Raw genomic sequence first — 24,558 nt, forward strand, 5'->3', positions numbered from 1 at the left:
AACTAGTTGACCAGCAGAAGCTCGCCATCGGCGACCTGGAAGCTTTTGAGCTTATTCAGGAAGCTCATGCCGATCAGATTGACCGAGATGTTCTGGTCCTGCAGGACGAAGGCTTCCACGTCTTCCACGCGCAGCGAGCCGACCTCGACATGGCTCAGCGTGACCTTCGCCGCCTTGGTCTCACCATTGGCCGTCTGCACACCGTAAACGAAATCGGACGGCGACAGGGCAACGCCCAGGCGGCGTGCGGTCGACTGGTTGACCGCCACATAGGTTGCACCGGTATCGATGAGGCCTTGAAGCGGCGTGCCGTTCACGCGGAAATTGCCGGTGAAATGGCCTTTTTCATCCGCGATGAGGCGGATGCTGCGGCCGGCCGCATAGCTTGCCTGATAGGTGGGTTTGACGGCAGGCGCTGTGACGCTGTCCTGCACGCGCGCCAGATCACCGACGGCCGATTGAGCCTCAGCCGCCTGCCGATCGGCCAGCCGCCCCTGGAACTGGGATGCATAATGGGGAATGGCGGCCACGACGCTTGCGCCGACGACTGTCCAGACGACCAGTTTGAGCATGGTTCGCTCCCGATAGCAGAGGCGTGCACCAGACCACGCCATGGCTAAGAAGCGGCTAACGGATCGCGTTTAGACCCATATTGGGTGAGATCGGAGTCAACGGAGCGTTAAGCTAGCGCGCCGGATTGGCATGAAGCGCTAAGCTGGCGGCGCTCTGCAGTTGAGCGTTGACCTATCCATAAGCCGATGTCGCTAAAGGTGACCGCTCAATCCGCAGGATTTGTCGATCACGACCAGAAGTCTTGTGGATAAGCTATCTAAAGGTATGCTTATGCAACCGTAAGATTCGACTCCAGACCTTAGAATCGCGGAAGTAGAAAGACCCACACGTGTTCAAGACGTGTGGGTCTTGAGCAAAACAGCCGATAGAGACTGCCGTGCCGTTACCGCCGGACACTTCCTTGTTAGGCAAAAGCAGTCAAGTCTTCTGTCGGCCCTTTTAGAGAAGGGGCCCGTGATGGCCAATCACTATCCACAGCCATATCGCCTGACTTCTGATGACGCTATCCAAGTGTGGCTTCGTCACTGGGCAGGGGAATACCAACATAACATCGCAGCGTCGTTCGGGGTTAATCCCGGTCGTGTCAACGACGTTCTCAAGGGGCGTAAGCATGCCGGCAGTGAAGCCGCAGCAAAATCCAAGAGGATGGCCGCTTGACCGACGTACAAACAGCAACAGTGCTCTGTGCTGAATGCAAGATTGCGTTACAGCCGGTTACCCAGCAGCAGACAGAGGACTGGTTCGCTTGCCCAACCTGCGGAACCGGCGACACCAGAGAAAATGTGCTTCTTGAAGCCAAGGACCATGCTACCGAGCTAGTAGCGCATGCATTGCAAGATGCGGCGCGTAATGCAGCCAAGCGGAACAAGTTCATCACGTTTCGGGGACAGTCGATTCCGAAACGCAGCTACCGCTTCATCACAGACGTTACGCTGTAGCTACTTAATAGCGGCGGGCTACGGCCCGCCGCGTAGCTGCTAAAGGACGCTATTTCGTGCCGTACATGCGGTCGCCGGCATCGCCGAGGCCGGGGACAATGTAGCCTTTTTCGTTGAGGTGGCTGTCGACCGAAGCCGTATAGATCGGCACGTCGGGGTGAGCTTCCTGAAAGTTCCGGATGCCTTCAGGCGCCGCGAGCAGGCAGAGGAAGCGGATGTTGCGCGCGCCGCGCTCCTTCAGCTTGTCGATGGAGGCGATGGAGGAATTGCCGGTCGCAAGCATCGGATCGACGACGATGACGAGACGGTTGACCACGTCTTCCGGCGCCTTGAAGTAATATTCGATGGCTTCCAGTGTCTCATGGTCGCGGTAGACGCCGATGTGGGCGACGCGGGCCGATGGCACGAGATCGAGCATGCCTTCGAGCAGGCCGTTGCCGGCGCGCAGGATCGAGGCGAAGACGAGCTTCTTGCCCTCAAGCTTCGGCGCCTGGATTTCCATCAGCGGCGTCTCGATCGTCTCCATGGTGAGTTCGAGATCGCGCGTCACCTCGTAGCAGAGCAGCGTCGAGATCTCGCGCAGCAGCCGGCGGAAGCTTGCCGTCGACGTGTCCTTTGAGCGCATGATCGTGAGTTTGTGCTGCACCAGCGGGTGATCGATGATGGTGACGCCGTCCATGGCTTTGGCCCTTCCTTCGTGCGCGCTCGTCTGGCTGCTTTAAGACACAGAAAGGCGGCCGGCGACAAGGGCGCCGGCCGTTTCGCTCACAGGCTGCCGTCGACGGCGCGGTCGAAGATCGAAAGCGCGCGCTCACGCGTCAGCTCGATCGGGTTGCCGCCGGCGGTCGGATCGACGATCGCCATGTCGGCGATCTGGTCGCGCTTGTCGGTGCCCACCTTGAAGTCGCCGAGCGTGTGCGGCACGTCGAGCGTCTTGCGCAGCTTGAGAACGGCGTCGAGGAAGGCATCGAAGGAGGCTTCCATGCCGAGGAAGGCCGCCAGTCTTGCGATCTTCGTTTCGATGGCTTCGCGGTTCTCGACGAGCACGTAAGGCATGAAGACGGCGTTGGTCATGCCGTGATGGGTGTCGTAGAGCGCGCCGACGGGATGGGACAGCGCGTGGATGCCGCCGAGACCCTTCTGGAATGCTGTGGCGCCCATGGCGGCAGCACTCATCAGATGACCGCGCGCCTCGATGTCGCTCGGGTTGGCGGCGACCTTCTCGAGATTTTCGAAGACGAGGCGCATGCCTTCGACCGCGATACCTTCGGCCATCGGGTGGTAGCCGGGCGCGCAATAGGCTTCGAGGCAGTGCGCTAGCGCATCGAAGCCGGTGCCGATGGTGATGAAGCGCGGCATGCCGACGGTGAGCTCGGGATCGCAGATGACGATCTTCGGCATCATCAGCGGATGGAAGATCACCTTCTTGGTGTGGGTCGTCTCATCGGTGATGACGCCGGCGCGACCGACCTCGGAGCCGGTACCGGCGGTGGTCGGCACGGCGATGATCGGCAAGATGCCGGCCGGATCGGCGCGGGTCCACCAGTCGCCGACGTCCTCGAAATCCCACATGGGACGGGTCTGGCCGGCCATGAAGGCGATGACCTTGGCGGCATCGAGGCCCGAGCCGCCGCCAAACGCGATGACGCCGTCATGGCCGCCGTCGCGCAGCACCTTGATGCCGGCTTCGACATTGGCGGCAATCGGGTTCGGCTTCACGTCGGAAAAGAGCGCGCATGGGATGCCCGCATCTTCCAGGATCTTCAGCGTCGATTGCGTGACGGGCAGATTGGCAAGGCCCGCATCGGTGACGAGCAAGGGCTTGGAAATACCGCTCGCCTTCAGCGCGTCGGGCAATTCGGCGATGCGGCCGGCGCCGAAACGGACGGCGGTCGGGTAGTTCCAGTTGGCTTTGACAGTCATGTCTTGGACTCAGATCTGCTTGAGATGGAAGGATTTCGGTTGGGTCAGCATCTGGTAGCCGATCTCCGACAACGCGCCGCCCTTGCCGGTGTCCTTGACGCCCGTCCAGACGAGCGCGGGATCGAGATAGTCACAGCGATTGGCAAAGACGGTACCGGTTTCCACGCGCGCGCCGAGCCTTGCGGCGGCATCGAGATCGCGTGTCCAGATGGAGGCGGTGAGACCGTAAGGGCTGTCATTCATCAGCGTGACCGCCTCCTCGTCGTCGGCGACCGGCATGATGCCGATGACCGGACCGAAGCTCTCCTCGCGCATCACCGCCATCTGGTGATCGACGTTGGAGAGGACCTGCGGGGCGAGATAGGGTGAACCTTCCTGGTCGCGATCATCCTGGCCATCGAGATGCGTCACCGCGCCCTTGCGGATCGCTTCCGCCGTCTGGGCGCGCACATGATCGGCGAACGAACCGCGTGCCATGGGGCCGACGACGGTGTCGGCATCGAACGGGTTGCCGAGCTTCCAGCCCTTCGCGCTTTCGACGAAGCGCTCCAGGAATTCGGGATAGAGCGCGCGGTCCACATAGATGCGCTCGATGCCGCAGCAGCTCTGGCCGGAATTGAAGAAGGCGCCATCGACCAGATTGTCGACCGTCTTGTCGAGATCGGCATCCGCGCGAACGAAGGCCGGATCCTTGCCACCGAGTTCGAGGCCGAGCGTGGCAAAGGTGCCGGCCGCGGCCCGCTCGATCGCGCGGCCGCCCGCGACGGAGCCGGTGAACACGATGTGATCGATGCGGCCCGAGCCGATGAGCTTCTCGGTGTCGCGGTGGCTGAGGACGAGGTTCTGGAAGAGCCCCTTCGGCAGGCCGGCGCGGTCGGCGGCAAGCTGGAAGCGCTCGCCCACCAGCAGCGTCTGGCTCGCGTGCTTCAGGATGACGGCGTTGCCGGCCATCAGCGCCGGGACTATGGAATTGACAGCGGTGAGGTACGGATAATTCCACGGCGCGATGACCAGCACCGTGCCCACGGGTTCGCGCGCGATATGGCGGATGAAGCCCGGCTTTTCCGGCAGTTCGATCGGCGAAAGCGCCTTTTCGGCAATGGCGATCATATGGCGGGCGCGTTCCTCGACGCCGCCCTTCTCACCGCCATAGCGCACCGGCCGGCCCATCTGCCAGGCGAGTTCCGGCACGATCTCTTCGTTCGTGGCGATGAGCGCGTCGGCGAAATGCGTCATGATCTTGGCGCGTTCGCCAAGCGTCGTCTCACGCCAGGCCTTCCGCGCGGCCAGTGCCGCTTCGACGGCGCGCTCGATCGCGGCCGGCTCGGCATAGGGCCGCTCGGCGTAAACGGAGCCATCCACGGGTGAAATCAGCTTGACCAGTTCGGTCATGGACAGTGTTCCTTGTCAGCAGAAAGCGCGGCCCGCGCCGCGCGAAAGAGTGCCGATTGCCTTATTCCGATGTCGGGTGCGCTCCAAGGGGTGGCGCGCAACAGTTTTCAACACCGCTCGAAACCGCGCTTGATTTCCCAATCGGTCACGCGGCGATCGTATTCGAGCTGTTCCCAATCGGCGGTGTGGGCGTAGTGGGAGATCACCTGTTCGCCGAGCGCATCCTTCAGCATGGAGGAACCGCGGAAGGCGGCGATGGCGGCGCGGAGCGTCTTCGGGATTTCCGGCAGTTTCTCGCCGCTATAGGCATCGCCCGTATAGGGCGGTTCGAGCTCAAGTTCGTCCTCGATGCCCTTGAGGCCGGCGGCGATCATTCCGGCATAGGCGAGATAGGGGTTCAAGTCGGCGCCGCCGATGCGGCACTCGATGCGGATGCCCTTGGTGTTTTCGCCGCAGAGCCTGAAGCCCGCCGTGCGGTTGTCGCCGCTCCAGATCGCCTTGGTCGGCGCAAACGTGCCGGCCTGGAAGCGCTTGTAGGAATTCACATAGGGCGCAAGAAGCACGGTGATGTCGGCAGCATATTTAAGCAGGCCCGCCACATAGTGCTTCATCAGCTTCGACATGCCGAGCTTGTCATTCTCATCGACGAAGGCGTTCTTGCCGTCCTTCGCGAGCGACATGTGGACGTGGCTCGACGAACCGGCGAGCCCGTAATCCCACTTGGCCATGAAGGTGACGGCCTTGCCCTGGGCATAGGCGATTTCCTTGATGGCGTTCTTCATCACGACGTGCCGATCGGCCATGGTCAGCGCGTCGGCATAGCGGACGTTGATCTCTTCCTGGCCGGGGCCCCACTCGCCCTTGGAGTTTTCGATCGGAATGCCGGAGGCCTGCAGCTTGCGGCGGATCTCGCGCATTACCGGCTCTTCCTTGGTGGTCTGGAAGATGTGGTAGTCCTCGATGTAGTAGCCGGCCGTCTTGAGGCCGCGGAAACCCTTCTCGTGGATCGTGCGGTAGTCCTCGTCGAAGAGGTAGAATTCGAGCTCGGAAGCGAAATTCGCCGTGAGGCCCAGCGCATCGAGCCGCTCAAGCTGTTTCTTCAGAATCGCGCGCGGTGAATGCGGCACGGGGTCGTGATGGTGGTGGTCGACCAGATCGCACAGAACGATCGCGGTGCCTTCCAGCCAGTGCGCCTTCATCAGCGTGGCGAGATCCGGCTTCATGACGAAATCGCCGTAGCCGCGCTGCCAGTTGGCGACGTCGTAGCCGGGCACCGGCTCCATATCGATGTCGTTGGCGAGCAGGTAATCGCAGCCATGCGTCTCGTCGAGTGCGCCTTCGACGAAGAATTCCGCCTGGAAACGCTTGCCGATCAGGCGGCCCTGCATGTCGGGGAAGCAGACGAGCACGGTGTCGATGTCGCCCGACTTGATGTCGGCCTTCAGCGTTTTCAGATCATAGGCGGCCATCGGCACTCTCCCTAACGCGTTTCTGGTTGGTCTTTTTGATTTGCGAGACCCGGCGGCCTCAACAGAAGCCGCCGGGTCGATTGTCGTCACGTCCGTCAGGTGTAGCGGTACGGTGCGCCTGCGTTGCGCATCGTCTCGGCGTAGTTTTTCAGGATTTCCACGACGCGGGCGCTGCGCTCGCTTTCCTGGGCCACCTCGTCCCAGAAGGCGAGCGCCTCGTCTTCGACGCGCTTCCACTCCGCTTCCGGAATGGTGGTGAGCTCCAGCTTGCCGCCGGTCGTGCGGTAGTGCGCCTCGCCCCACCAGTACCAGTGCTGGCGATAGTAGTGGGAGCTGTCCATCGCCATGTTGAAGAGCGTCTTCAGATGCTCCGGCAGTTCGTTCCAGCGATCGGTGTTGGCGAAGAACGAGCCGGCCCAGGCGCCGTTGATGTTGTTGGTGAGGTAGTACTGGGTCACGTCCGCCCAGCCGACCGTGTAGGCTTCGGTTGCGCCGCACCAGGCGACGCCATCGATCTCGCCGGTCTGGATCGCGACTTCGATGTCTTCCCATGGCAGCGTGACCGGCACGACGCCAAAGCGGGTGAGGAAGCGCCCGCCCGTCGGGAAGGTGAAGACGCGCAGGCCGTTCAGATCATCGACGCTGCGGATCGGCTTGGTGGTGACGAAGTTGCAGGGATCCCACGCACCGGCAGACAGCCAGGTGACGCCTTCGATCTCGCCGTAGGCTTCTTCCCAGATCTCCTTCAGGCCGTACCAGTTCCAGAGCACCGGCACGTCGAGGCCGTAGCGCGATGCAAACGGGAAGTACGCCCCGAAGACCGAGACGTCGACCGGCGATGCCATGGAATCATCGTCCGACTGGCAGGCATCGATCGTGCCCCGCTGCACGGCGCGGAAGAGTTCGCCTTGCGGCACGAGCTGGTCGGCGGTGAAGAGTTCGATGACCATTTCGCCGTTGGCGGCCGTGTTGAACGCGTCGATTGCCGGCTTCACCACATGCTCGGCGAGTGCCGGGCCGGCATAGGTCTGCAGGCGCCAGCGGATCGGGCTCTGTGCCTTGACGTAGGGCGCGGCGAGCGTGGAGGCCGATACGCCACCGGCCGTCACCAGACCCGCCCGCTTGATGAATTGTCGCTTGGTGAACTTCGAATTGTCACTCATGTCGATTTTTCCCTCTTTCGGTTCCTGATCTTTTCGCCGCCCGTTCGTCGGACAGTCATTTGCCGTATCTCGTTGTCGTGCCTTATTGGCGTCAGGCCTCTCCGTTGGTTTTCAATCAGCGAGCGGACCAGAGGCCCGGCAGCCAAAGCGCAATTTCGGGGAAGATCATCAGGATGACGATGGTGAGCACCATCAGCCCGACGAAGGGCACGATCGATCGATAGATGTCGGCAAGCGTGATCTCTGGCGGCGCCATGGCGCGCATCAGGAAGAGATTGTAGCCGAAAGGCGGGGTGATGTAGGCGATCTGGCAGGTGATCGTGTAGAGAATGCCGAACCAGATGGCGTTAAAATCGAGCCCGATGACGAGCGGGATGTAGAGCGGCGCGACGATGACGAGCATGGCCGTATCGTCGAGGAACATGCCCATCACCACAAAGGACAGGAGCATGAGGATCAGGATCGTCCAGCGGTCCAGTTCCCAGGTGTTCAGGAGCAGGTTCTCGATGGCGCGCACAGCGCCCAGCCCGTCATAGACCGCGCCGAAGCAAAGCGCGGCCAGGATGATCCAGAGGAACATGCAGGAGATGGTCAGCGTGTTGCGCGTTGAATCGTCGATGACCTTCCAGGTGAGCTTTCGCGACACGGCGGCGGCCAGTACGGCCAGGAGAGCACCGACGGCGGAGCTTTCCACCAGGCTCGTGACGCCGCTGATGAAGAGGCCCATCATGGTGCCGAAAACGACCAGCGGCAGGAAGCCCGCTCCGAGTAGGCGCATCTTCTCCGATTTCGTGATGGCCGCGCGCTCTTCCGCGGGCATGGCGGGCGCAAGCTCCGGCTGAAGCCGGCAGCGGACATAGATGTAGATGCAGAAGAGCGTCGCCATCAACAGGCCGGGCAGGATGCCGGCGAGCCAGAGCTGCAGCACGGGCTGGCGCGCGATCATCGCGTAGAGCACGAGCACGACCGAGGGCGGGATGAGGATGCCGAGCGAGCTGCCGGCCTGGACGACGCCGGTGACCATGACCTTGTTGTAGCCGCGGCGCAGAAGCTCCGGCAGGGCGACCGTCGCCCCGATCGCCATGCCGGCGACAGACAGGCCGTTCATGCAGGAAATCAGCACCATGAGCCCGATGGTGCCGAGCGCCAGACCACCGCGCATGCCGCCGAACCAGACGTGGAACATGCGGTAGAGATTGCTGGCGATGCCGGATTCGGAAAACACGAAGCCCATGAAGACGAAGAGCGGCACGGTGATCAGCGGATACCAGTTCAGCACCTGGAACGCTGCGTTGAACGGCAGCTCCGACGAGCCCTGCCCCCACAGCCAGAGTGCTGCCGCCGCGCCGACGAAGCCGATGACGCCGAAGACGCGCTGCCCGGTCAGGAGCAGCACCATCATGGTGGAGAACATGAAGAGCGTGATCAGTTCCGAGCTCATGCGATCGGCTTTCCGCGTGCCATGGCGACATCCTTGAAGAAGGACGAGATCGCCTGCAGCAGCATGAGGAAGATGCCGAGCGTCATGATCACCTTGATCGGCCACAGTGGTGGCGCCCAAGACGTGTAGTTCTTCTGGCCGTATTCGATGGAATAGGCCGTGCTCGACAGGCCGCCCATGAGAAGGACGCCGAGATAGAAGAGCACGAACAGGATCGTGAAGGCATCGGTGACGGCCCGCTTCTGCGGCGTCAGCTTGCTGTAGAAGAGGTCCATGCGGACATGGCCGTCATTCTGCATCGTGTAGGCGCCGCCGAGCAGATAATAGGCCGAGAGCACGAACTGGCTCATCTCCAGCGACCAGTTGACCGGCGTGCCGATCATGACACGCGAGAACGTAGAATAGAGCAGGATCGCGGCCAGCACGAAGAGCAGGTACATGGCGAAGCGGCCGACGACCCTGTTGATGGCATCGACCACCCGGACAAAGGCGCGGATCGGCTTCGGCATTCCGGTCACGCCTCCCTTTGACGCGCGGATTGCGCAGCTGGCTCTGCGCGATCGGCAGCGCCGCTTGCATGGGCGGCGTGCAACGCGCGTCCGAGCCGACCGGCCCAATCGGCAACGCCCGCGGGATCGGCGATCTCGTCATTTCGGATTTCGACCATGACGGCAGCAAGACCCTTCGCATCGCCGTGTTTTTCGAGCGTCAGCGTGACGCCGTTCAGCGCCGCATAGGGCTCGTTCCAGCCGACATTCAGCGTGGGATCGTCCGCCGCCAGAGCATCGGCGACGGCGCGGGTAAAACGGGTATCGACGCCGTGGATCAGCCCAATCGGCCAGGGGCGCGGCACGCCGTGATAGACCGGCGTGAAGGAGTGCATGCAGACCAGAACGGTTTCCTGGCCTCTCGCCAAACGCTTCGCGATCACCGCGTCGATCGCCTCGTGGAAGGGCCGGTGATAGGCATCGATGCGGAACTGGCGCTCCTGCGGATCGAGGTTCTCATTGGCGGCGATGCGGGTGCGTTCCGACAGCGTCCAGATCAGATCCGGCGCATCGAGATCGCGGTTGCAGTCGATGATGAGACGCGACACGGTCGACTGGACGAGCGGCGCATCGAGCGCCTCGACCATAGCGAGGCTGACCACCTGCGCGCCCGGATCCCAGGCGATGTGGCTCTTCAGTTCTTCAGGTGTGAGGCCAAGCGTTCCGTAGCGTGCCGGCAGCCGGTTTGAGGCATGGTCGCAGACGAGTACGAAGGGCGAAGACCCTTCCGCATTCACGACGTCGACGGCTTTCTCGGTAGACATGCCCCAACACCCCCTTTACTGGTACAGTAATTCGGGAAACCGAATATGTGTCAACACTGAAACGAGAATTTCAGAATGGCGGTGAGCATTCCGGCGACGGTCGAGACCACCGTTCATGCCACGATGGACGCACTGACATCCGCCGAGAAGCGCGCAGCGCGGACGCTGCTGGCGAATTACCCGACGATCGGGCTTGCGCCGGTTGCGGAATTCGGCACAGCTGCAGGTGCAAGTGCCGCAACGGTGTTGCGCTTCATTTCCCGGCTTGGCTTTCGCTCCTATCCGGATTTTCAGCGCGCGCTGCGCACCGAACTGGACGAGCGCACGAAATCGCCGCTGCAGCGCAGTTTCGAGGTGCCGCGCCAGGAGAGCGAGCGGTTTCTCGATCGCTTCTTCGAGCAGACCGCGGAGATCATGCGGGCGACGGCCGAGCGCATTCCCGCATCCGAATTCGAGGCCGCATCCCGCAAGCTCGCCGACAGCCGCCATGCATGTCATCTCGCCGGCGGCCGCTTCACCGACGCGCTCGCCATGTACATGGAAGCGCATCTGCGGCGCGCGCGGCCCGGCGTGCGCAGGCTTGACGGGCGGATCGCCAACCGGGCTGACCAGTTGCTGGACATCAAGGCGGGCGACGTCGTCGTGCTGTTCGACATGCGCCGCTATGACGACGATTTGCTCGAAACCGCACGCCAGCTGAAGGCGGCGCGCGCTTTCACCATTCTCATGACCGATGAATGGATTTCGCCGATTTCGCGCTTTTCCAAGATCGTGCTGCCGTGCCGGGTCTCGATCGACCGCATCTGGGACGCGAACACCGCCATGTTCGCGCTTGTGGAAGCGTTGATCGCGCGAACCACCGAATTGTCCTGGAAGACTGCCGAGAGCCGCATTCGCGTCGGCGACTAAGCGCGCCGCGCCGGGTCGTAAATGCCTTTGGGCTTGCGCGCCGGCCTTGCGATAACGCAGAACCACTGTCTATGGCCTGCGGGTCTGCAGGCGAAGGATGAGACATGGCGCGACCAGACGAGAGCGGCCCCGCAGACACCGACCTTACAGACAGCGAAGCCGCGACCCGCGACGGCAGGTCCGCGCCCGCCTTCACCATCGGCATGACGGAGATCAAGGCGCGGCCGGTGGAGCCGGCGCTCTATCTCGTTTCTACGCCGATTGGCAATCTGGGCGACATCACGCTGCGCGCGCTGGAAACGCTCGCCTCGGCAGATTTGCTCGCTTGCGAGGACACAAGGGTAACCCGCGTCTTGCTGGAGCGCTACGGCATTCGCCGCCGGCCCTTTGCCTATCACGAGCACAATGCGCAAGCCGCCGGCGAGCGGCTGATGGCGGCGCTCGATGCCGGGCAAAGCGTGGCCCTGGTTTCCGATGCCGGAACACCGCTCGTTTCAGACCCGGGCTTCCGATTGGTAGAGAGCGCACTTGCCGCGGGCCACCGCGTGGTGCCGATACCCGGCGCTTCGGCACCACTTGCGGCGTTGACCGCTTCCGGCATGCCAAGCGACAGCTTTCTCTTTGCCGGCTTTCTGCCGCAGAAATCGAAGGCGCGCCGCGACAGGCTCGGCGCGCTGCAGCGCATGCCCGCCACGCTGATCTTCTTTGAATCACCCCACCGGATCGCAGATGCTCTTGTCGATGCGGCCGAGGTTTTGGGCGAAAACCGTCCGGCCGCCGTTTGTCGCGAGCTGACCAAGACGTTCGAGGAGACGCGGCGGGGCACGCTTGGCGAACTGGCTCAGCACTATGCTTCCTCAGGCAATGTGAAAGGCGAGATCGTGTTTCTGATCGCACCTTTTGTGGAGGAGGCCAGCGACATCGATCCGCAGGCGCTGCTCGACGATCTTGTGCGCACGATGCCACCGGCGAAAGCCGCGACGGAAGCTGCGAAACTGACGGGCCTGCCGCGCAAGGACCTCTATGCGCGATTGCTCGAGATGAAGAGGGGCTGACGGCCGATGCGCGCTCCGCGTGAGCGGCGGGAGCAGCCGATGTCGCGGCAGGAAGCCGAGAGGCGCGGCCATCTGGCCGAAGCGCTCGCTGCGTTCTCGCTGCAGCTTCGCGGCTACAGGATCCTCGCGCGGCGCCACAGGACGCGGCTCGGCGAGATCGACCTGATCGTGAAGCGCGGCGCCCTCATCGCCTTCGTCGAAGTGAAGGCACGGAGCGACGAACGCGCGGCGATCGACGCGGTCTCCCACACGACGGCGACGCGGATCCGCAGTGCGAGCGATCTCTGGATTGCGGCACAGATGAAGCGCGGCGTCGATCTCTCCCGCGTTTCCTATCGCTACGACATCGTTGCGATCACGCCGTGGCGCTGGCCCCGGCACTTCGCCGACGCGTTTTGAGATCAACACCACTGGACAGTTGCGCTTGAGGGCAACCGCGCACTATCTGAACGACAAAGCAAAGTAGGGACAACCGAGAATGGCGAAGTCATTGAAAGTGGCGGTCCAGATGGACCATGTGCAGTCGATCAACATCGAAGGCGACTCCACCTTCGCCATGTGCCTGGAAGCGCAGGCGCGGGGCCACGAGCTCTATCATTACACGCCCGACCTCTTGACGCTGCGCGACGGGAAGGTGTTTGCCCGCATCGAACCGATGACGGTGAAGGACGAAAAGGGCGCGCATTACACGCTGGGCGAGCCTGTGCGCACCGATCTTTCGACCATGGACGTGGTGCTCTTGCGCCAGGACCCGCCTTTCGACATGGCCTATATCACCTCGACGCACCTCCTGGAGCGCATCCATCCGCAGACGCTCGTCGTCAACGATCCGGCCTGGGTGCGCAATTCGCCCGAGAAGATTTTCGTGACGGAGTTTCCGGACCTGATGCCGGAAACGCTGATCACCCGTGACTGGGCCGAGATCCGCGCGTTTCGCGAGGAAATGGGCGACATCATCCTGAAGCCACTTTACGGCAATGGCGGCGCCGGCGTGTTCCACTTGGCGGAAGGCGATCGCAACCTCTCGTCGCTCTTGGAAATGTTCACCCAGATGTTCCGCGAGCCGATCATCGCGCAGCGCTACCTGCCGAAGGTGCGTGAGGGCGACAAGCGCATCATCCTCATCGACGGCGAACCGGTCGGCGCCATCAACCGCGTGCCAGCCGAGCACGACAGCCGCTCCAACATGCATGTGGGCGGCAAGGCGGTGAAGACCGAGCTGACCGATCGCGAACGCGAAATCTGCGCACGCATCGGGCCAGCCTTGCGCGAACGCGGCTTCATTCTCGTCGGCATCGACGTGATCGGCGACGTCATGACCGAGATCAACGTCACCTCGCCGACCGGCATCCGCGAAGTGCGCAAGTTCGGCGGTGCCGACATTGCTGCTCTGATGTGGGATGCTATCGAAAAGCGCCGCTGACCACCACCGTTTGTTCCGCCACTGCAACCGCGCAGACCAGCTGTGACGTGCGATGAGTTGCAATCGTTCCGAAAACGTTCTTGTTTTATTCTTTCTGCTATGTCAAGTTGCATGGCCGGCGAATAAAACATGAAGTTGTTGGAGCCGATGCGATAGACCCTATCGGATCGTTTGGAGAGGCGGTGCAGGATGGTCAGTCGCGTCAGGACGGTGTCGTTCCAAGGTATTGAGGCGGTTCCCGTCGACGTGCAGGCGATGCTGGCGCCGGGCAAGATCGGCATGCATATCGTCGGGCTGCCCGACAAGGCGGTTGCGGAAAGCCGCGAACGCGTCCAGGCGGCGCTGCATGCGTCGGGTCTTGCGCTGCCCGCCAAGAAGATCACGCTGAATCTCGCACCTGCGGACCTGCCGAAAGAGGGAAGTCATTTCGATCTGCCCATCGCGCTGGCGCTGATGGCGGCGCTGGGTGCCATCCCTGCCGATGCACTGGATGACTACGTCGTTCTTGGCGAGCTGTCACTCGACGGCACGATTGCGCCCGTCGCGGGTGTGCTGCCGGCGGCGATCGGCGCGAACGCGCTCGGCAAGGGCCTGATCTGCCCGGCCGAAAGCGGCCCGGAAGCGGCCTGGGCGGGCGCCGACATCGACATTCTTGCGCCGCGCAGCCTTATCGCGCTCGCCAATCATTTTCGCGGCAGCCAGGTGCTGTCGCGGCCGGAACCCGCATTGCATCAACCGGCAATTGGGTTGCCGGATCTTTCCGATATCAAGGGCCAGGAAACGGCAAAACGCGCGCTGGAAGTGGCCGCTGCGGGCGGGCACAACCTCTTGATGTCGGGGTCATTTAATTTTTCACAGCAGTGCATCGGGCTTACGTTTCGACGATTAGGATTGATTAACTGGCTTTATGCGCCATCCACTACGGTTGACGTTAGCCGGCTTTGGTAGTTTCGCGGTGGGTTCGGGTGGACGCGGATACGATTGTTTGCGCCCCATTTCGGACGATTAGAGCCAAGGCTCCACATTCCGTAAGCTGATATTCAATTTCGGAAGGCAATATCGGTTGCTCCCGAGACCCCTCAGATCTGTCGCTTCGCTACCCCCTCCGAAACTCGAGGATCATGACTACAGTGCCGATCTTTCTATACCTTAACGGCATTCCCGCTGACGCTCCCGGGCGCTCGGGGGCACCATCATTCACGTTTGACCCGCAGGGTATGTGGCGCTTCACAAACGACGACGGCTTAGACGGGGTCGAGGCTGCGGCGGTGGAACTACACCGCGTGTTCGCAAGAGCGATATTTAAGGAGCACCCTTACAACGAGCTGCTGCCGTTTGTGCCCCCTTTTATTGCCACCTTAGGGCACAACTCCGAAGCGGCAGGTTCGAAATCGGATTTTGGAGAAGTGCTTAGCCTCGCAGATCGCATCCCTGAGCTGCACCGGTTTCTGTACCTGTATGATTGCCAACGTCTCGTCAGTGCCATTCAAGAGTGCGCCAAGGAGATCATCCAGGTTCAAGGAGAATTTTACTGGACCTTCAACCTCGAACCCTTTTTCGATCCATCAATGAAGCACGAGGATGATTTGCGTTATTCGACATCACCGGTCGTCACTAAGCTGTTCGCCTTCCTCAGTTTTATGTTCATCAGAATGCACAGCTTGCTCGACTACACTGTTAAGGTAGCGATGGAAGCTGAAAGGCTTCAATCCAACTTTGCTACCTATCCCAGGATGTTGAGCGCCACGGCCCAGTACGGAGATCGAAAACGTCTCCGGCTCAACAAGGAGTCCGGGACGCTCTTCGAAGACTGCACCTTCCTCGTCACCATAGAGACCTTACGCAACCATATCATTCACAATGGGCTGCTCGATGATATGCCGAAGGCATATGAGGAGATCAAGGGTGGCGCTGTAGCGGAAAAGTACATCTTGATGCCCGATATGACTGATGGGCACTTCGACAAGTTTCGCAATCGCAACCTTTTCTATGGCCGAGAGGACAAGATCAATCAGCGCCTTCCCACTTTGGTGACAGAATTCTTTAGGCGGCAGGAAGTGACTCTCCTTGCGATCATCGAAGACCTAAGGCGTCGGCACAATCTTTGACAGTTGGTGTCGAAAGGCAAACTGCCGCAAAATGCGCGCAGAAGTGAACTGCCCTTTTTTGTCGTTCCGGCCTTTTCGGAGCCGACCGAACTTACCGTTCGTTCAGCGACTCTGGACCATAGTCGTCTCTCCGATATCGTCCCGCCCCTTCTTCGAATAACGCCCGTGAAGAACCGCGAACCGCCCAGTTGCAGCCGTAAACGCCAAAAACTCCGGCCGATTGCCGTCAGGCTTGCCACTGGCTTGTGAGCATGGGGGCGTTATAGCGAGCACTTCTCGCCATTGGAGTAACCGGCATACCATTCTTGGTGTCCCTTCTGCTGGTCATCGCCAAACGATCATGGCATATCCTCCGCTACGATTAGACGTGACGATGACCATGCAACGTTCTCGGCAGAGCTTTGATGACCGCTTGCGTCCGATCGCACGGCGTCTCTACGGCTATGCGCATGCGCTGGCTCGAGATCTGGACGGTGCTGCCGACCTATACCAGGACACGGTTATGCGCGCGGTCGCCAGTCCGACGGCTCCAAATGGCGAGAGACAATTCCGGGCCTGGATGTTCACCATTATGCGCAACCACTGGATCGACCAGCTGCGCGCCGAATGCCGGCAGCCCGAGATCGAACCGCTCGAAGAGGAGACGCTCGCATCCGCCTTCGTGCCGGTTTCCCTAGAAACGGTGATCGTCAACCAACTTGCGGTCCGTCAAGCTTTCAAAAGGCTCAGCGTTCATCATCGTGAAGTCTTGACAATCGTCGATGTCGGCGGATTCAGCTATAGTGAAGCAGCGGACATGATAGGTGTGCCGCGTGGAACGGTGATGAGCCGGGTTAGCCGTGCCCGCCAAGCGCTGTGCGTGCTGCTGGCCGACGACAACGTCGCGATGCATCCAGCAACCACGGGAAGACGCTCTTCATGAGCAAGGACGCAATTCAGTTCGAGATGCTGAGCGCCTATGTGGACGGTGAGCTGGACGCGGCCACCGCGGCGCGCGTTGCCGAGGCCGCAGCTGCAAATCCCGCAATTGCATCAGCTATTGCGCGATTGCAGAACCTTCGAGCCTCGGTCGCAGACAGCATGCCGGAATTCATCCATCTGCCAACGGCAACCGCACGACAGCGCAAGGCCAAATGGAGCCCCCTCTACCGCATTGCGACTGCGGCCAGCGTAGCGATCCTGCTGGTCGGCGGCCTTACCGTCTTCACTCAATCCAGTGACCTGCCTCGGCTTGCAGAAGAGCTAGCGCCAGCGGTAGCCATTCACGACCGCTGGCTTGAGAGTAGTCACACTACGATGCCCTTGGAAGCAGTCACTGCGGTCCCGCTCGACCGGTTGCTGGGCGCAGCGGGCTTGCGTCTTGTCCTTAAGGACCGGACATCGCTCATTGATGGAAATGAGGCCGTGCACAGTCGTTTCATCGGTGAGCGTGGCTGTCGCCTGAGCCTTTTTGAGAGCGAGGCCACCCAATCAGCTGACCCGGATCGCATGGATATCAGCCACGAGGGCGCCCTCCTCCTCGCGCGTTGGACGGACGGTAGCTTGGCCTTCGTCGTGGTGGCACGCGACATGGACCCGATACGCTTCGCAACCATTGCCGGCGCTTTGCGCGAGATCAGCCAGCTTGATGCTCCGCCTCCCATCGAAGAGCTCATCGCTTCCGTGAGTTCTGCTCGCCAACCCTGCCTCGGCTGAGAAATATCTCCGGGTCAGGGAATTTTCCGCGACACCGGATCGTCTTCTCTTTTGTCGTCGGCTTAAGGTTGACGTGACGGCGGCGAGCCAAGTGCTCCGGTCGCCCCAGAGGGAGGAAATTATGACCGAAACAATCGATCTCAAGCGTCGCTACCTGATGGCGGGAACGGTAGCAGCCACCGGGCTTCTGGCGTCCGGAGTGCGGGTAAACGCGCAGGAAGACAATCCTCTGCCAGACTACGTGGATTGGAAAGATCCGGAGGCGATGATCGTCCACAGCAACAACACGCTGGAGACCCGTCGCGATGCGTTCGGCACGAGCATTTTAACGCCAGAGGACAAGCTCTATATCCGCAATAATGTCAGTCCGCCCGATGAATCGATCCTCGACGATAGGGACGCTTGGGAGGTTTCTATCGAAGGCGTCGCGGAGCCTCGCACGCTGACTGTCGGTGAATTGAAAACCTTAGGCATCGATACGGTAACCATGGTCCTGCAATGCTCCGGCAATGGCCGCGGGTACTTCGAGCACGCGCCCAGTGGGACGCCATGGCAGGTTGGCGCTGCAGGTAATGTAATGTGGACAGGCGTACCACTGCGTGCTGTCGTTGATGCTCTCGGTGGCCCTGCAGATGGTGCCAACTTCATCACAGGAACTGGTGGTGAGACCATTCCCGAGGGCCTAGACGCTAATGACGTCATGGTCGAGCGCTCGGTCCCGATCGACGTCATCGATACCGTCATGCTCGCCTGGGATTTGAACGGCGAACCTATCTCGCTCGCCCATGGCGGCCCGCTACGGATGATCGTTCCTGGCTTCACCGGCGTCAATAACGTAAAGTACGTCAAGACCGTGTCTTTGACGGCCGAGGAGACACAGGCCGCGATCCAGCGCACCCGCTATCGCCTCCAGCCCGTTGGTGAGGAAGGCGGCCCCGAACATCCTTCAGTCTGGCAGATGAACGTTAAATCGTTTATCACCAGCCCACTCGAGACTGCGAGTGCGGGAACGGTGCAAGTTACTGGTGTGGCTTTCGGCGGCATCAATGCCGTGGAATCGGTGGAGGTGTCCGTCGATGGCGGTGCGACCTGGCAGGCGGCCGAGTTCATTGGGCCTGATATGGGTCGTTATGCTTGGCGAACGTTTGCGCTCGCGGCCGATCTGCCTGCCGGGAGCCATGTAATCACCAGCCGCGCCACGGACAGCGAAGGCAATGTCCAACCCGAGGACGTCGAGCCCAACGAACCTGGCTACAACCACAATGGTTGGCGGGCACACGGTGTCGAGATCATGGTCAGCTAAACTGCATCCCGCCTTCCTCCACCGGAAGGCGGGCCCCTCTTCCATCTGGAGCCTCGCCAATGCGCTTTGCCGTATCCCTTCTGCTTGTCATGATCGCCACTTTGCCCGCTGCAGCCGAAGACTTAGGCGAACAGGCGCGCATGGACCTTGGTCGTCAGGTCTTCACCGAAATCGCCCAGCCGCAATGCGCACTCTGCCACACGCTGGCGGATGCCGACGCATCCGGCGAGATTGGCCCCGTCTTGGATCAACTTAGACCCGACTATGACCGTGTGAAGAAGGCGGTCGTCGATGGTATCGGCCCAATGCAGCCCAACAAGGTTTTGTCCGACGAGGAGGTCGACGCCGTCGCTCATTATGTGTCGTCGGTAACGGCTAAGGAGTAGCAGCCTGGACTTTTCAACTAATGTCGAGAAAAGCGAATAACCAACTGCTGCAACGTGCTCGAATAGCTGGTGCTGTTTAGCTTGGGTGCACACCCTTGATGACGGTCAGCGGTGCTCGTGTTCTACGTGCATGTGCATGGAAAGTCTCGCATCTGTTCCCTGCCTGAGACACGTCACAGGAGCAAAATCAGTGTCATAGCCAGCCCTACGAGCAGCAGCGTCTCGAAGAAAACGACGGCAAGATGCCCGTGTCCCAATGATAACAGGGCCTGCAAAGACGTTTTGATTCCGAGCGCCGCAATTGCAGCCATCAAGAACCATTGCGATGCTTCGTTGAGTAGATCGCGAAGAAGCGGTGGGATCAACCCAACGCTGTTAAGCAAAAGGATAACCACAAACGCCAATGCGAACATCGGCCATGGAGCCGCACCACGATCGCCCTTTGGCATGGCTAGGAGAGAGAGGCCGATAACAATCACAGGCAGCAGCGCAACCCGCAGTAGCTTCACATACGTTGCGATGTCACCAGCGGTGTCAGAGACCGCGTAACCCGCGCCAACTACCTGTGCAACGTCATGAATGGTTGCACCAATGAGAATACCAATTTGAGTGTCATCAAATCCCAGGGCCGAGAAGAGGATGGGATATGCGATCATCGCAATGGTCGACAGGCTCGTGACGGCGACGACCGTGAAAAGGGTATTCTGCTCGTGACCAGATCGGCGAGGCAGCACTGCTGATATAGCAAGTGCTGCAGAGGCGCCACAGATTGCGACGGCTCCCCCTGTAAGTATACCAAATGTCCAGTCACGACCGAAAAGTCGGGCAAATGCCAGTCCGGCTAAGATCGTCAGCGTCATGCAAGCGGCAACGAGAACAAGGGGACCAGCTCCAAGGGCGAAGATTTGATCAAGGGTGATGCGAGCGCCGAGGAGCGCCACGCCGACCCTTAAGAGACGCCGTGCGGTGAACTCAATACCTGGGTTGCTACGCTCATGTGTTGACAGAAAATGCAGTGCCATTCCGAGGAGGAGGGCGAACAGCATGGCCGGTCCGCCGTAGTGCTCACTCAAAAACAGCGCAGCTGCCGCAACGATGAACGCGATCAGAATACCCGGCACGACTAGCGAGCCGCGCTGCCACATTCCGTTGAGATGATGTGAGGCAAGAGCTATCATCCCAACGCCTGCGGCGGCTCAGCTTCAGCCCACCAACCATCTTGGATTCGCAATGATCAATGAGTTCGTTGGTTGCTCACCAGCTGAAACGGGACGATCAAAGGCAACAAAGCGCGCGATCGCTCGCACGGTCGATATCACGCGGAGCAGATAGCTTTTGCTGACCGCAGCCTAAATTCGTCAACTGCTCGCCGCTGTCAGTCGCTCTCATGGCTTTACGCGACCTATTGCTCTGACCCCTGAAAACTGGATCGTTCGAAACTGGAGTTTTCCGCGCTAGCATCCCTTGGCTGGGAGGAGCGGAAGACGATGAAGGCATCGAAGTTCTCGGACGCGCAGAAGGCGTTCATTTTGAAGCAGGGAGCCGACGGGATTCCGGTGGCTGAGATCTGTCGCCGGGCGGGGATCAGCCAGGCGACCTACTTCAATTGGAAGAAAAAGTATGACGGGCTGCTGCCGACGGAGATGAAGCGGCTGAAGCAGCTTGAGGACGAGAACGGCAAGCTACGGAAGCTGGTGGCCGACCTGTCGCTCGACAAGGAGATGCTGCAGGACGTGATCCGCCGAAAACTGTGAGGCCTGGTCGCAAACGCGAGCTGGTGGCGCAGACGTGTGGTGAGTGGAACGTGTCGATCAGGCGGGCCTGTCGGGTTCTGGAGTTCGACACGTCGAGCTATCATTACAAGTCCCGCCGCCGCGATCAGGCCGGCATCGAAGCTCGGATCAAGGACATCTGTGCGACGCGTGTCCGCTACGGCTACCGGCGTGTGCACGTCCTGCTGAAGCGTGAGGGATGGGACGTCAACGTGAAGCGAACCTATCGCATTTACAGGGACTTGGACCTTCAGCTCAGGAACAAGACGCCGAAGCGGCGTGTGAAGGCAAAGCTGCGGGATGACCGCCAGGAGGCAGTAGGTCCGAACGATGTCTGGGCCATGGACTTCGTTCATGATCAGCTCGCGACGGGCAAGAAGATCCGCGTGCTGACGGTCGTCGACACGTTTACCCGCTACGTGCCCGTGCTCGATCCCCGGTTCAGCTACCGGGCCGAGGACGTGGTCCGGGCATTGGAGCAGGTCTGTCCGATAGTGGGTTATCCGAAGACGATCCGCGTCGACCAGGGCTCCGAGTTCGTCTCCCGCGACCTCGACCTGTGGGCCTATGCGAAAGGTGTGACGCTCGACTTCAGCCGGCCGGGAAAACCGACCGACAACGCCTCCATCGAAGCCTTCAACGGCCGCTTCCGGGCGGAGTGCCTGAACGCCCACTGGTTCCTGACGCTTGCCGACGCGGCCGAAAAGATGGAGGATTGGCGCAGATACTACAACGAGGTGCGCCCACATGGGGCGATCGGGCACAAGGTGCCGATCTCGTTGCTCAATCCCGATGGCGCCACCAGCCCGCCATCGTGAAAATGCCGGAAAACTCTACCTTCCGGCGGTCCAGAGAATGGGACCGGAGCAAGTGATCGACGGACTCTACCTAAATCTGGAGGAAGTTCAGGGTCTCAGGTCACCGGCATATCCAACTTGTGAGAATGGACCAACTGAAACGCCATTTGCTGCGATATTTTCGAGTGTGCCCCATCGCGGGCATCTGACCCCCAACTAGTTGGCGCCTGCCCTAGCTTCATGAAGCTGGCGTCGGCAGCATTCGCTGTCGCACGTTGCGACTCGGGCAAAGATATTTTTCCAAAGTCATTGGCAGCATTTGCATTTAAGCTGCTGCTCTATTAGCCGCTATGATGAAGGGCTTGTTTTTTGGCTTTACCACCAATGAGGTTTTACAGTTGGGGGTTCGAGATCAAGCGTTTCAAGCCAGTGCTCAAGGCAGTCCCATTAACGATCCATCTTTGTTGATGCTTCAACGAATGCGCGGGATGCCGATGCTGCTTCTCCGGTTCCGTTGCCGATCCTGCCGATCCGAAGGATGCCCATCTCATCCAATGGAGGCGCAAATGGCACTAACTGGCATGAAATTGGTTGAACTGATCGACAAGCCCAATCGCACAGAGCAGCAGAAACGTCGTGATCGGCTTCACGAGAACATCAACAAGCAGATCGAACGGACGAACCAAGCTGCCAAGGGCGGCAAGCCAAGAGGATTGTGGTGGTGGAAGAATGAGGACGGAAAAATCGTCCTGACGATCAAATACGGCCGCCACACGCTCGAACTGGCCAAAGGCAAGCGAGCGATCCTCTGTGACGACCTTGATGCGGTCATCGTGGCACTGGAGCGTGTTGAGGCTGCCAATGTTACCGGTGCTTTTGATGATCAGCTTGCGGAACTGGCCTCATCGATCAGAGCGAATTTTGCCGAGCGATCATCAAGCTCCGATGGATCGGCATGAGCGCGATGAAGCTCTATGGATGATCAATTGATGTCAGAGGACCACCGGATCGAGGTCATACGATGCGTTGGGGTTCTTGGTCCTCTGATCGACCAGGCTGTCACTCAAGCTCGATCCAACGGCTTCACTGAAGATCATGTCTCGATCGCACTGATTGGGCTTGCTGAACGTTATCGTGCAGACGTCGTCGTAAGACAGCTCACGTTCGACGACTTCTCGCTGAACTAACGTGTGATGACGGATCACACCCCCTTCATTGGTCCGTCATCAATCCCGGCCAGTCCCTTTGGATAAACGTCGAACAGTTTCGACACTGGTGAAATCAAACGATCGGATTTCATAAACTTGCCTGCATAAGACAGAACCTTCCGCGGCGTTCCGTCCACTCGTTTTACATCCATATTCTTGATTGCGAATTTATGACGAGCTTGGTTCCGTGTCTCTGGCGACATGATCCACTCGTCAAACTGCTCCTTCAAATGGTCTGGAACGATCCAAATCGAATGGAAATGGATCCCTTGAACCTGATCCTGGAACCGTCCATCAGCAGTTCCTTCAACATCCAAAAAAACGAGCACCAGCGGCTGCTGATCACGCTTGTTCACGTGGTTGAACCCAGACCCTAACATCGTTCGACAGGTCCATTTATAGAACCTATCAAATCCTATCCATGCTTTTACCCCTGCTTCAGCTCTATGAGAGCCACTTGAAACCTTCTCACGGTCCATCATCATGGTTATAAAATAACCATTCTCTCTCAATAGCTCTTTGGTTTCTTTAGAGCTGTATAAACGGGCATATGATCCAATTTTGCCCAGTGCAAAATCTGTATAAGCTTCATGTAACATTTAACATTCTCACTGCGTGAGAATGGCTTCGCCATGTCACTGACATCGGCACATCCTCATTTTCTGTTAATCACTTTCAATTGGTTTCGATACTTTCGATCTTTTCAAGACATGCAAAACACTCCTGCTCAAAAATCGAACAGGAGCAGAATTTTCACAAATCACGCCCATTCCAACCATCTGGATACTCCTCGACGGCGCATGTGGCCCTTTATTTAGTTGTCGGAGGACTAGGGCTTCTTCAGTGGCGTCACATTATCGCTCGGCGACGTTGGGTCGGCCCGATCACCGCCTGCGCGCGGAATGGTTTCGACGGTGAAATCGGCGACAAGCGTAGCAGCCTTCTGAATGAACGCGTCCCTGGCTTCGCAATATAAGGGCGATCCGACAGGTACCCCCCATTGAAGACGAAGAATCAAACGAGCCGAAACCTACAGCCTGAGCGATAGAGGCAGATGACCAGCCAGCGATCGTCGAAACGATGGCCCACACAGATATCTGGATGGAGGAAGCACAGAGCTTGCTTTATCGGCAAATACGGCTGTGAGAATGAGCTTCGTAAGCGGGAGATTGAAAGTGCTAATGCCAGGACAAAACGAGAAGATCATTAAAACGCTGGTCGAGATGATGAAGGCTGTGGCGAGCCATAGACGCGAGATCGATATAGACAAAGCAGACCTAGCGACCGTTTACACCGAAACATCGCAGCCGTCGCTCGACGATAAGCTAAAACGCTGGACCGAGGAGCCGGTGGGGCAAGCGATGCGGCAAGGGATACGTCACTTCGGCGAAATCTTCATACCCTTCGCCAGGCGAGATGAATTGGACATCATCATAAACGCGGCTGCCGACCGCTCTCCCGATCCTGACTTAGCGCATGCCATCATGAACCACATGTTCGACGGACTGGAGACCAAAGATGGATTTACGTTTACGGCGTGATCTTAGTGATGAGAACCAATTAACATTGCTGCGATCAGATACAAGTTTCAGCCAAAAGCGAGGCAGAGGTGAGATCAATCCATTAGATCATTAAAAGTTGGCATAGCTTACGGAAAACCTTGGTTATGCTCACCACGATCAGCAGAACAG

Annotated in this window: 24 protein-coding genes and 1 pseudogene; 14 read left to right on the top strand and 11 right to left on the bottom strand. The window is 59.8% G+C overall.

Annotated elements, in window-relative coordinates; all coding sequences use genetic code 11:
- Positions 1–2: 2 nt before the first annotated feature.
- Positions 3–572, bottom strand: a complete 570-nt coding sequence (locus PU133_RS01200) for a TIGR02281 family clan AA aspartic protease (RefSeq protein ID WP_126007057.1) — start codon at positions 570–572, stop codon at positions 3–5.
- A gap of 654 nt (positions 573–1,226) precedes the next feature.
- On the opposite strand from PU133_RS01200, the gene PU133_RS01205 reads away from it, so the two are divergent.
- On the top strand, positions 1,227–1,511 hold the full coding sequence (locus PU133_RS01205; RefSeq protein WP_404863169.1) for a hypothetical protein: 285 nt from the start codon (positions 1,227–1,229) through the stop codon (positions 1,509–1,511).
- 49 nt (positions 1,512–1,560) lie between these two features.
- Here the strand turns inward: PU133_RS01205 and upp are convergent, their stop codons facing one another.
- From upp to PU133_RS01245, 8 genes are all read right to left on the bottom strand, one after another.
- Entirely contained in the window at positions 1,561–2,190 is a 630-nt protein-coding gene (gene upp / locus PU133_RS01210; RefSeq protein WP_126007059.1) for a uracil phosphoribosyltransferase, read from the bottom strand.
- An 86-nt stretch (positions 2,191–2,276) separates the two neighbouring features.
- Positions 2,277–3,434, bottom strand: coding sequence for an iron-containing alcohol dehydrogenase (locus PU133_RS01215; RefSeq protein ID WP_404863170.1), 1,158 nt, complete (start codon positions 3,432–3,434; stop codon positions 2,277–2,279).
- 9 nt (positions 3,435–3,443) lie between these two features.
- Positions 3,444–4,826 (bottom strand): aldehyde dehydrogenase family protein, encoded by a 1,383-nt coding sequence (locus tag PU133_RS01220; RefSeq protein ID WP_404863171.1) that lies wholly within the window; start codon positions 4,824–4,826, stop codon positions 3,444–3,446.
- A 107-nt stretch (positions 4,827–4,933) separates the two neighbouring features.
- Entirely contained in the window at positions 4,934–6,295 is a 1,362-nt protein-coding gene (locus PU133_RS01225) for a glutamine synthetase family protein (protein WP_404863172.1), read from the bottom strand.
- A 95-nt stretch (positions 6,296–6,390) separates the two neighbouring features.
- The gene (locus PU133_RS01230; protein WP_404863173.1) at positions 6,391–7,458 is read right to left on the bottom strand and encodes a TRAP transporter substrate-binding protein; all 1,068 of its coding nucleotides are present in this window, start codon (positions 7,456–7,458) and stop codon (positions 6,391–6,393) included.
- A gap of 115 nt (positions 7,459–7,573) precedes the next feature.
- Complete coding sequence (locus PU133_RS01235) at positions 7,574–8,899, bottom strand: TRAP transporter large permease subunit (protein ID WP_126007069.1); 1,326 nt, start codon at positions 8,897–8,899, stop codon at positions 7,574–7,576.
- Positions 8,896–9,408 carry a TRAP transporter small permease subunit gene (locus PU133_RS01240; RefSeq protein ID WP_404863174.1) on the bottom strand — a complete coding sequence of 171 codons (513 nt, stop codon included), beginning with the start codon at positions 9,406–9,408 and terminating at the stop codon, positions 8,896–8,898. The genes PU133_RS01235 and PU133_RS01240 overlap by 4 nt, the downstream gene beginning before the upstream one ends.
- Before the next feature lie 5 nt (positions 9,409–9,413).
- Positions 9,414–10,211, bottom strand: a complete 798-nt coding sequence (locus PU133_RS01245) for an N-formylglutamate amidohydrolase (protein WP_404863175.1) — start codon at positions 10,209–10,211, stop codon at positions 9,414–9,416.
- A 75-nt stretch (positions 10,212–10,286) separates the two neighbouring features.
- On the opposite strand from PU133_RS01245, the gene PU133_RS01250 reads away from it, so the two are divergent.
- From PU133_RS01250 to PU133_RS01295, 10 genes and pseudogenes are all read left to right on the top strand, one after another.
- The gene (locus tag PU133_RS01250) at positions 10,287–11,120 is read left to right on the top strand and encodes a MurR/RpiR family transcriptional regulator (protein ID WP_404863176.1); all 834 of its coding nucleotides are present in this window, start codon (positions 10,287–10,289) and stop codon (positions 11,118–11,120) included.
- A gap of 104 nt (positions 11,121–11,224) precedes the next feature.
- Positions 11,225–12,175: a 16S rRNA (cytidine(1402)-2'-O)-methyltransferase gene (gene rsmI / locus PU133_RS01255; RefSeq protein ID WP_404863177.1), complete on the top strand. Its 951-nt coding sequence runs from the start codon at positions 11,225–11,227 to the stop codon at positions 12,173–12,175.
- A 6-nt stretch (positions 12,176–12,181) separates the two neighbouring features.
- On the top strand, positions 12,182–12,574 hold the full coding sequence (locus PU133_RS01260; RefSeq protein WP_404863178.1) for a YraN family protein: 393 nt from the start codon (positions 12,182–12,184) through the stop codon (positions 12,572–12,574).
- 79 nt (positions 12,575–12,653) lie between these two features.
- Positions 12,654–13,598, top strand: coding sequence for a glutathione synthase (gene gshB, locus PU133_RS01265; protein WP_404863179.1), 945 nt, complete (start codon positions 12,654–12,656; stop codon positions 13,596–13,598).
- Between the two features lie 189 nt (positions 13,599–13,787).
- A pseudogene (locus tag PU133_RS01270) lies at positions 13,788–14,438 on the top strand (magnesium chelatase domain-containing protein); the annotation flags it as partial.
- 290 nt (positions 14,439–14,728) lie between these two features.
- Entirely contained in the window at positions 14,729–15,706 is a 978-nt protein-coding gene (locus PU133_RS01275; RefSeq protein WP_404863180.1) for a hypothetical protein, read from the top strand.
- Positions 15,707–16,079: 373 nt separating this feature from the next.
- Positions 16,080–16,628, top strand: a complete 549-nt coding sequence (locus PU133_RS01280) for an RNA polymerase sigma factor (protein ID WP_404863181.1) — start codon at positions 16,080–16,082, stop codon at positions 16,626–16,628.
- Positions 16,625–17,401, top strand: coding sequence for a hypothetical protein (locus tag PU133_RS01285; protein ID WP_404863182.1), 777 nt, complete (start codon positions 16,625–16,627; stop codon positions 17,399–17,401). The genes PU133_RS01280 and PU133_RS01285 overlap by 4 nt, the downstream gene beginning before the upstream one ends.
- A gap of 121 nt (positions 17,402–17,522) precedes the next feature.
- On the top strand, positions 17,523–18,704 hold the full coding sequence (locus tag PU133_RS01290; RefSeq protein WP_404863183.1) for a sulfite oxidase: 1,182 nt from the start codon (positions 17,523–17,525) through the stop codon (positions 18,702–18,704).
- 59 nt (positions 18,705–18,763) lie between these two features.
- Positions 18,764–19,090, top strand: a complete 327-nt coding sequence (locus tag PU133_RS01295) for a c-type cytochrome (protein WP_404863184.1) — start codon at positions 18,764–18,766, stop codon at positions 19,088–19,090.
- A 173-nt stretch (positions 19,091–19,263) separates the two neighbouring features.
- On the opposite strand, the gene PU133_RS01300 is transcribed toward PU133_RS01295, so the two are convergent.
- On the bottom strand, positions 19,264–20,268 hold the full coding sequence (locus PU133_RS01300; protein ID WP_404863185.1) for a YeiH family protein: 1,005 nt from the start codon (positions 20,266–20,268) through the stop codon (positions 19,264–19,266).
- Positions 20,269–20,577: 309 nt separating this feature from the next.
- Here PU133_RS01300 and PU133_RS01305 point away from each other — a divergent pair.
- Together PU133_RS01305 and PU133_RS01310 are read left to right on the top strand one after the other, a co-directional pair.
- Positions 20,578–21,680, top strand: a protein-coding gene (locus tag PU133_RS01305; protein ID WP_404863186.1) for an IS3 family transposase whose coding sequence is annotated in 2 segments (ribosomal slippage) — positions 20,578–20,839 and positions 20,839–21,680 — 1,104 coding nt in all. Because the reading frame shifts where the segments join, the coding sequence is not laid out codon by codon here.
- A 545-nt stretch (positions 21,681–22,225) separates the two neighbouring features.
- Positions 22,226–22,618: a hypothetical protein gene (locus PU133_RS01310; protein WP_404863187.1), complete on the top strand. Its 393-nt coding sequence runs from the start codon at positions 22,226–22,228 to the stop codon at positions 22,616–22,618.
- 242 nt (positions 22,619–22,860) lie between these two features.
- Here the strand turns inward: PU133_RS01310 and PU133_RS01315 are convergent, their stop codons facing one another.
- Positions 22,861–23,466 carry a hypothetical protein gene (locus tag PU133_RS01315; RefSeq protein WP_404863188.1) on the bottom strand — a complete coding sequence of 202 codons (606 nt, stop codon included), beginning with the start codon at positions 23,464–23,466 and terminating at the stop codon, positions 22,861–22,863.
- A gap of 549 nt (positions 23,467–24,015) precedes the next feature.
- On the opposite strand from PU133_RS01315, the gene PU133_RS01320 reads away from it, so the two are divergent.
- Positions 24,016–24,408: a hypothetical protein gene (locus tag PU133_RS01320; protein WP_404863189.1), complete on the top strand. Its 393-nt coding sequence runs from the start codon at positions 24,016–24,018 to the stop codon at positions 24,406–24,408.
- Positions 24,409–24,558 lie beyond the last annotated feature (150 nt).

Source organism: Georhizobium sp. MAB10 (assembly GCF_045012825.1).
GTDB classification, from domain to species: Bacteria; Pseudomonadota; Alphaproteobacteria; order Rhizobiales; family Rhizobiaceae; genus Georhizobium; species Georhizobium profundi.

Bases quoted from the DNA above. Each gene is read 5' to 3' on its own strand.
- PU133_RS01200 (WP_126007057.1), bottom strand. From the start codon at position 572: ATGCTCAAACTGGTCGTCTGGACAGTCGTCGGCGCAAGCGTCGTGGCC.
- upp (WP_126007059.1), bottom strand. From the start codon at position 2,190: ATGGACGGCGTCACCATCATCGATCACCCGCTGGTGCAGCACAAACTC.
- PU133_RS01215 (WP_404863170.1), bottom strand. From the start codon at position 3,434: ATGACTGTCAAAGCCAACTGGAACTACCCGACCGCCGTCCGTTTCGGC.
- PU133_RS01220 (WP_404863171.1), bottom strand. From the start codon at position 4,826: ATGACCGAACTGGTCAAGCTGATTTCACCCGTGGATGGCTCCGTTTAC.
- PU133_RS01225 (WP_404863172.1), bottom strand. From the start codon at position 6,295: ATGGCCGCCTATGATCTGAAAACGCTGAAGGCCGACATCAAGTCGGGC.
- PU133_RS01230 (WP_404863173.1), bottom strand. From the start codon at position 7,458: ATGAGTGACAATTCGAAGTTCACCAAGCGACAATTCATCAAGCGGGCG.
- PU133_RS01235 (WP_126007069.1), bottom strand. From the start codon at position 8,899: ATGAGCTCGGAACTGATCACGCTCTTCATGTTCTCCACCATGATGGTG.
- PU133_RS01240 (WP_404863174.1), bottom strand. From the start codon at position 9,408: ATGCCGAAGCCGATCCGCGCCTTTGTCCGGGTGGTCGATGCCATCAAC.
- PU133_RS01245 (WP_404863175.1), bottom strand. From the start codon at position 10,211: ATGTCTACCGAGAAAGCCGTCGACGTCGTGAATGCGGAAGGGTCTTCG.
- PU133_RS01250 (WP_404863176.1), top strand. From the start codon at position 10,287: ATGGCGGTGAGCATTCCGGCGACGGTCGAGACCACCGTTCATGCCACG.
- rsmI (WP_404863177.1), top strand. From the start codon at position 11,225: ATGGCGCGACCAGACGAGAGCGGCCCCGCAGACACCGACCTTACAGAC.
- PU133_RS01260 (WP_404863178.1), top strand. From the start codon at position 12,182: ATGCGCGCTCCGCGTGAGCGGCGGGAGCAGCCGATGTCGCGGCAGGAA.
- gshB (WP_404863179.1), top strand. From the start codon at position 12,654: ATGGCGAAGTCATTGAAAGTGGCGGTCCAGATGGACCATGTGCAGTCG.
- PU133_RS01280 (WP_404863181.1), top strand. From the start codon at position 16,080: ATGACCATGCAACGTTCTCGGCAGAGCTTTGATGACCGCTTGCGTCCG.
- PU133_RS01285 (WP_404863182.1), top strand. From the start codon at position 16,625: ATGAGCAAGGACGCAATTCAGTTCGAGATGCTGAGCGCCTATGTGGAC.
- PU133_RS01290 (WP_404863183.1), top strand. From the start codon at position 17,523: ATGACCGAAACAATCGATCTCAAGCGTCGCTACCTGATGGCGGGAACG.
- PU133_RS01295 (WP_404863184.1), top strand. From the start codon at position 18,764: ATGCGCTTTGCCGTATCCCTTCTGCTTGTCATGATCGCCACTTTGCCC.
- PU133_RS01300 (WP_404863185.1), bottom strand. From the start codon at position 20,268: ATGATAGCTCTTGCCTCACATCATCTCAACGGAATGTGGCAGCGCGGC.
- PU133_RS01310 (WP_404863187.1), top strand. From the start codon at position 22,226: ATGGCACTAACTGGCATGAAATTGGTTGAACTGATCGACAAGCCCAAT.
- PU133_RS01315 (WP_404863188.1), bottom strand. From the start codon at position 23,466: ATGTTACATGAAGCTTATACAGATTTTGCACTGGGCAAAATTGGATCA.
- PU133_RS01320 (WP_404863189.1), top strand. From the start codon at position 24,016: ATGAGCTTCGTAAGCGGGAGATTGAAAGTGCTAATGCCAGGACAAAAC.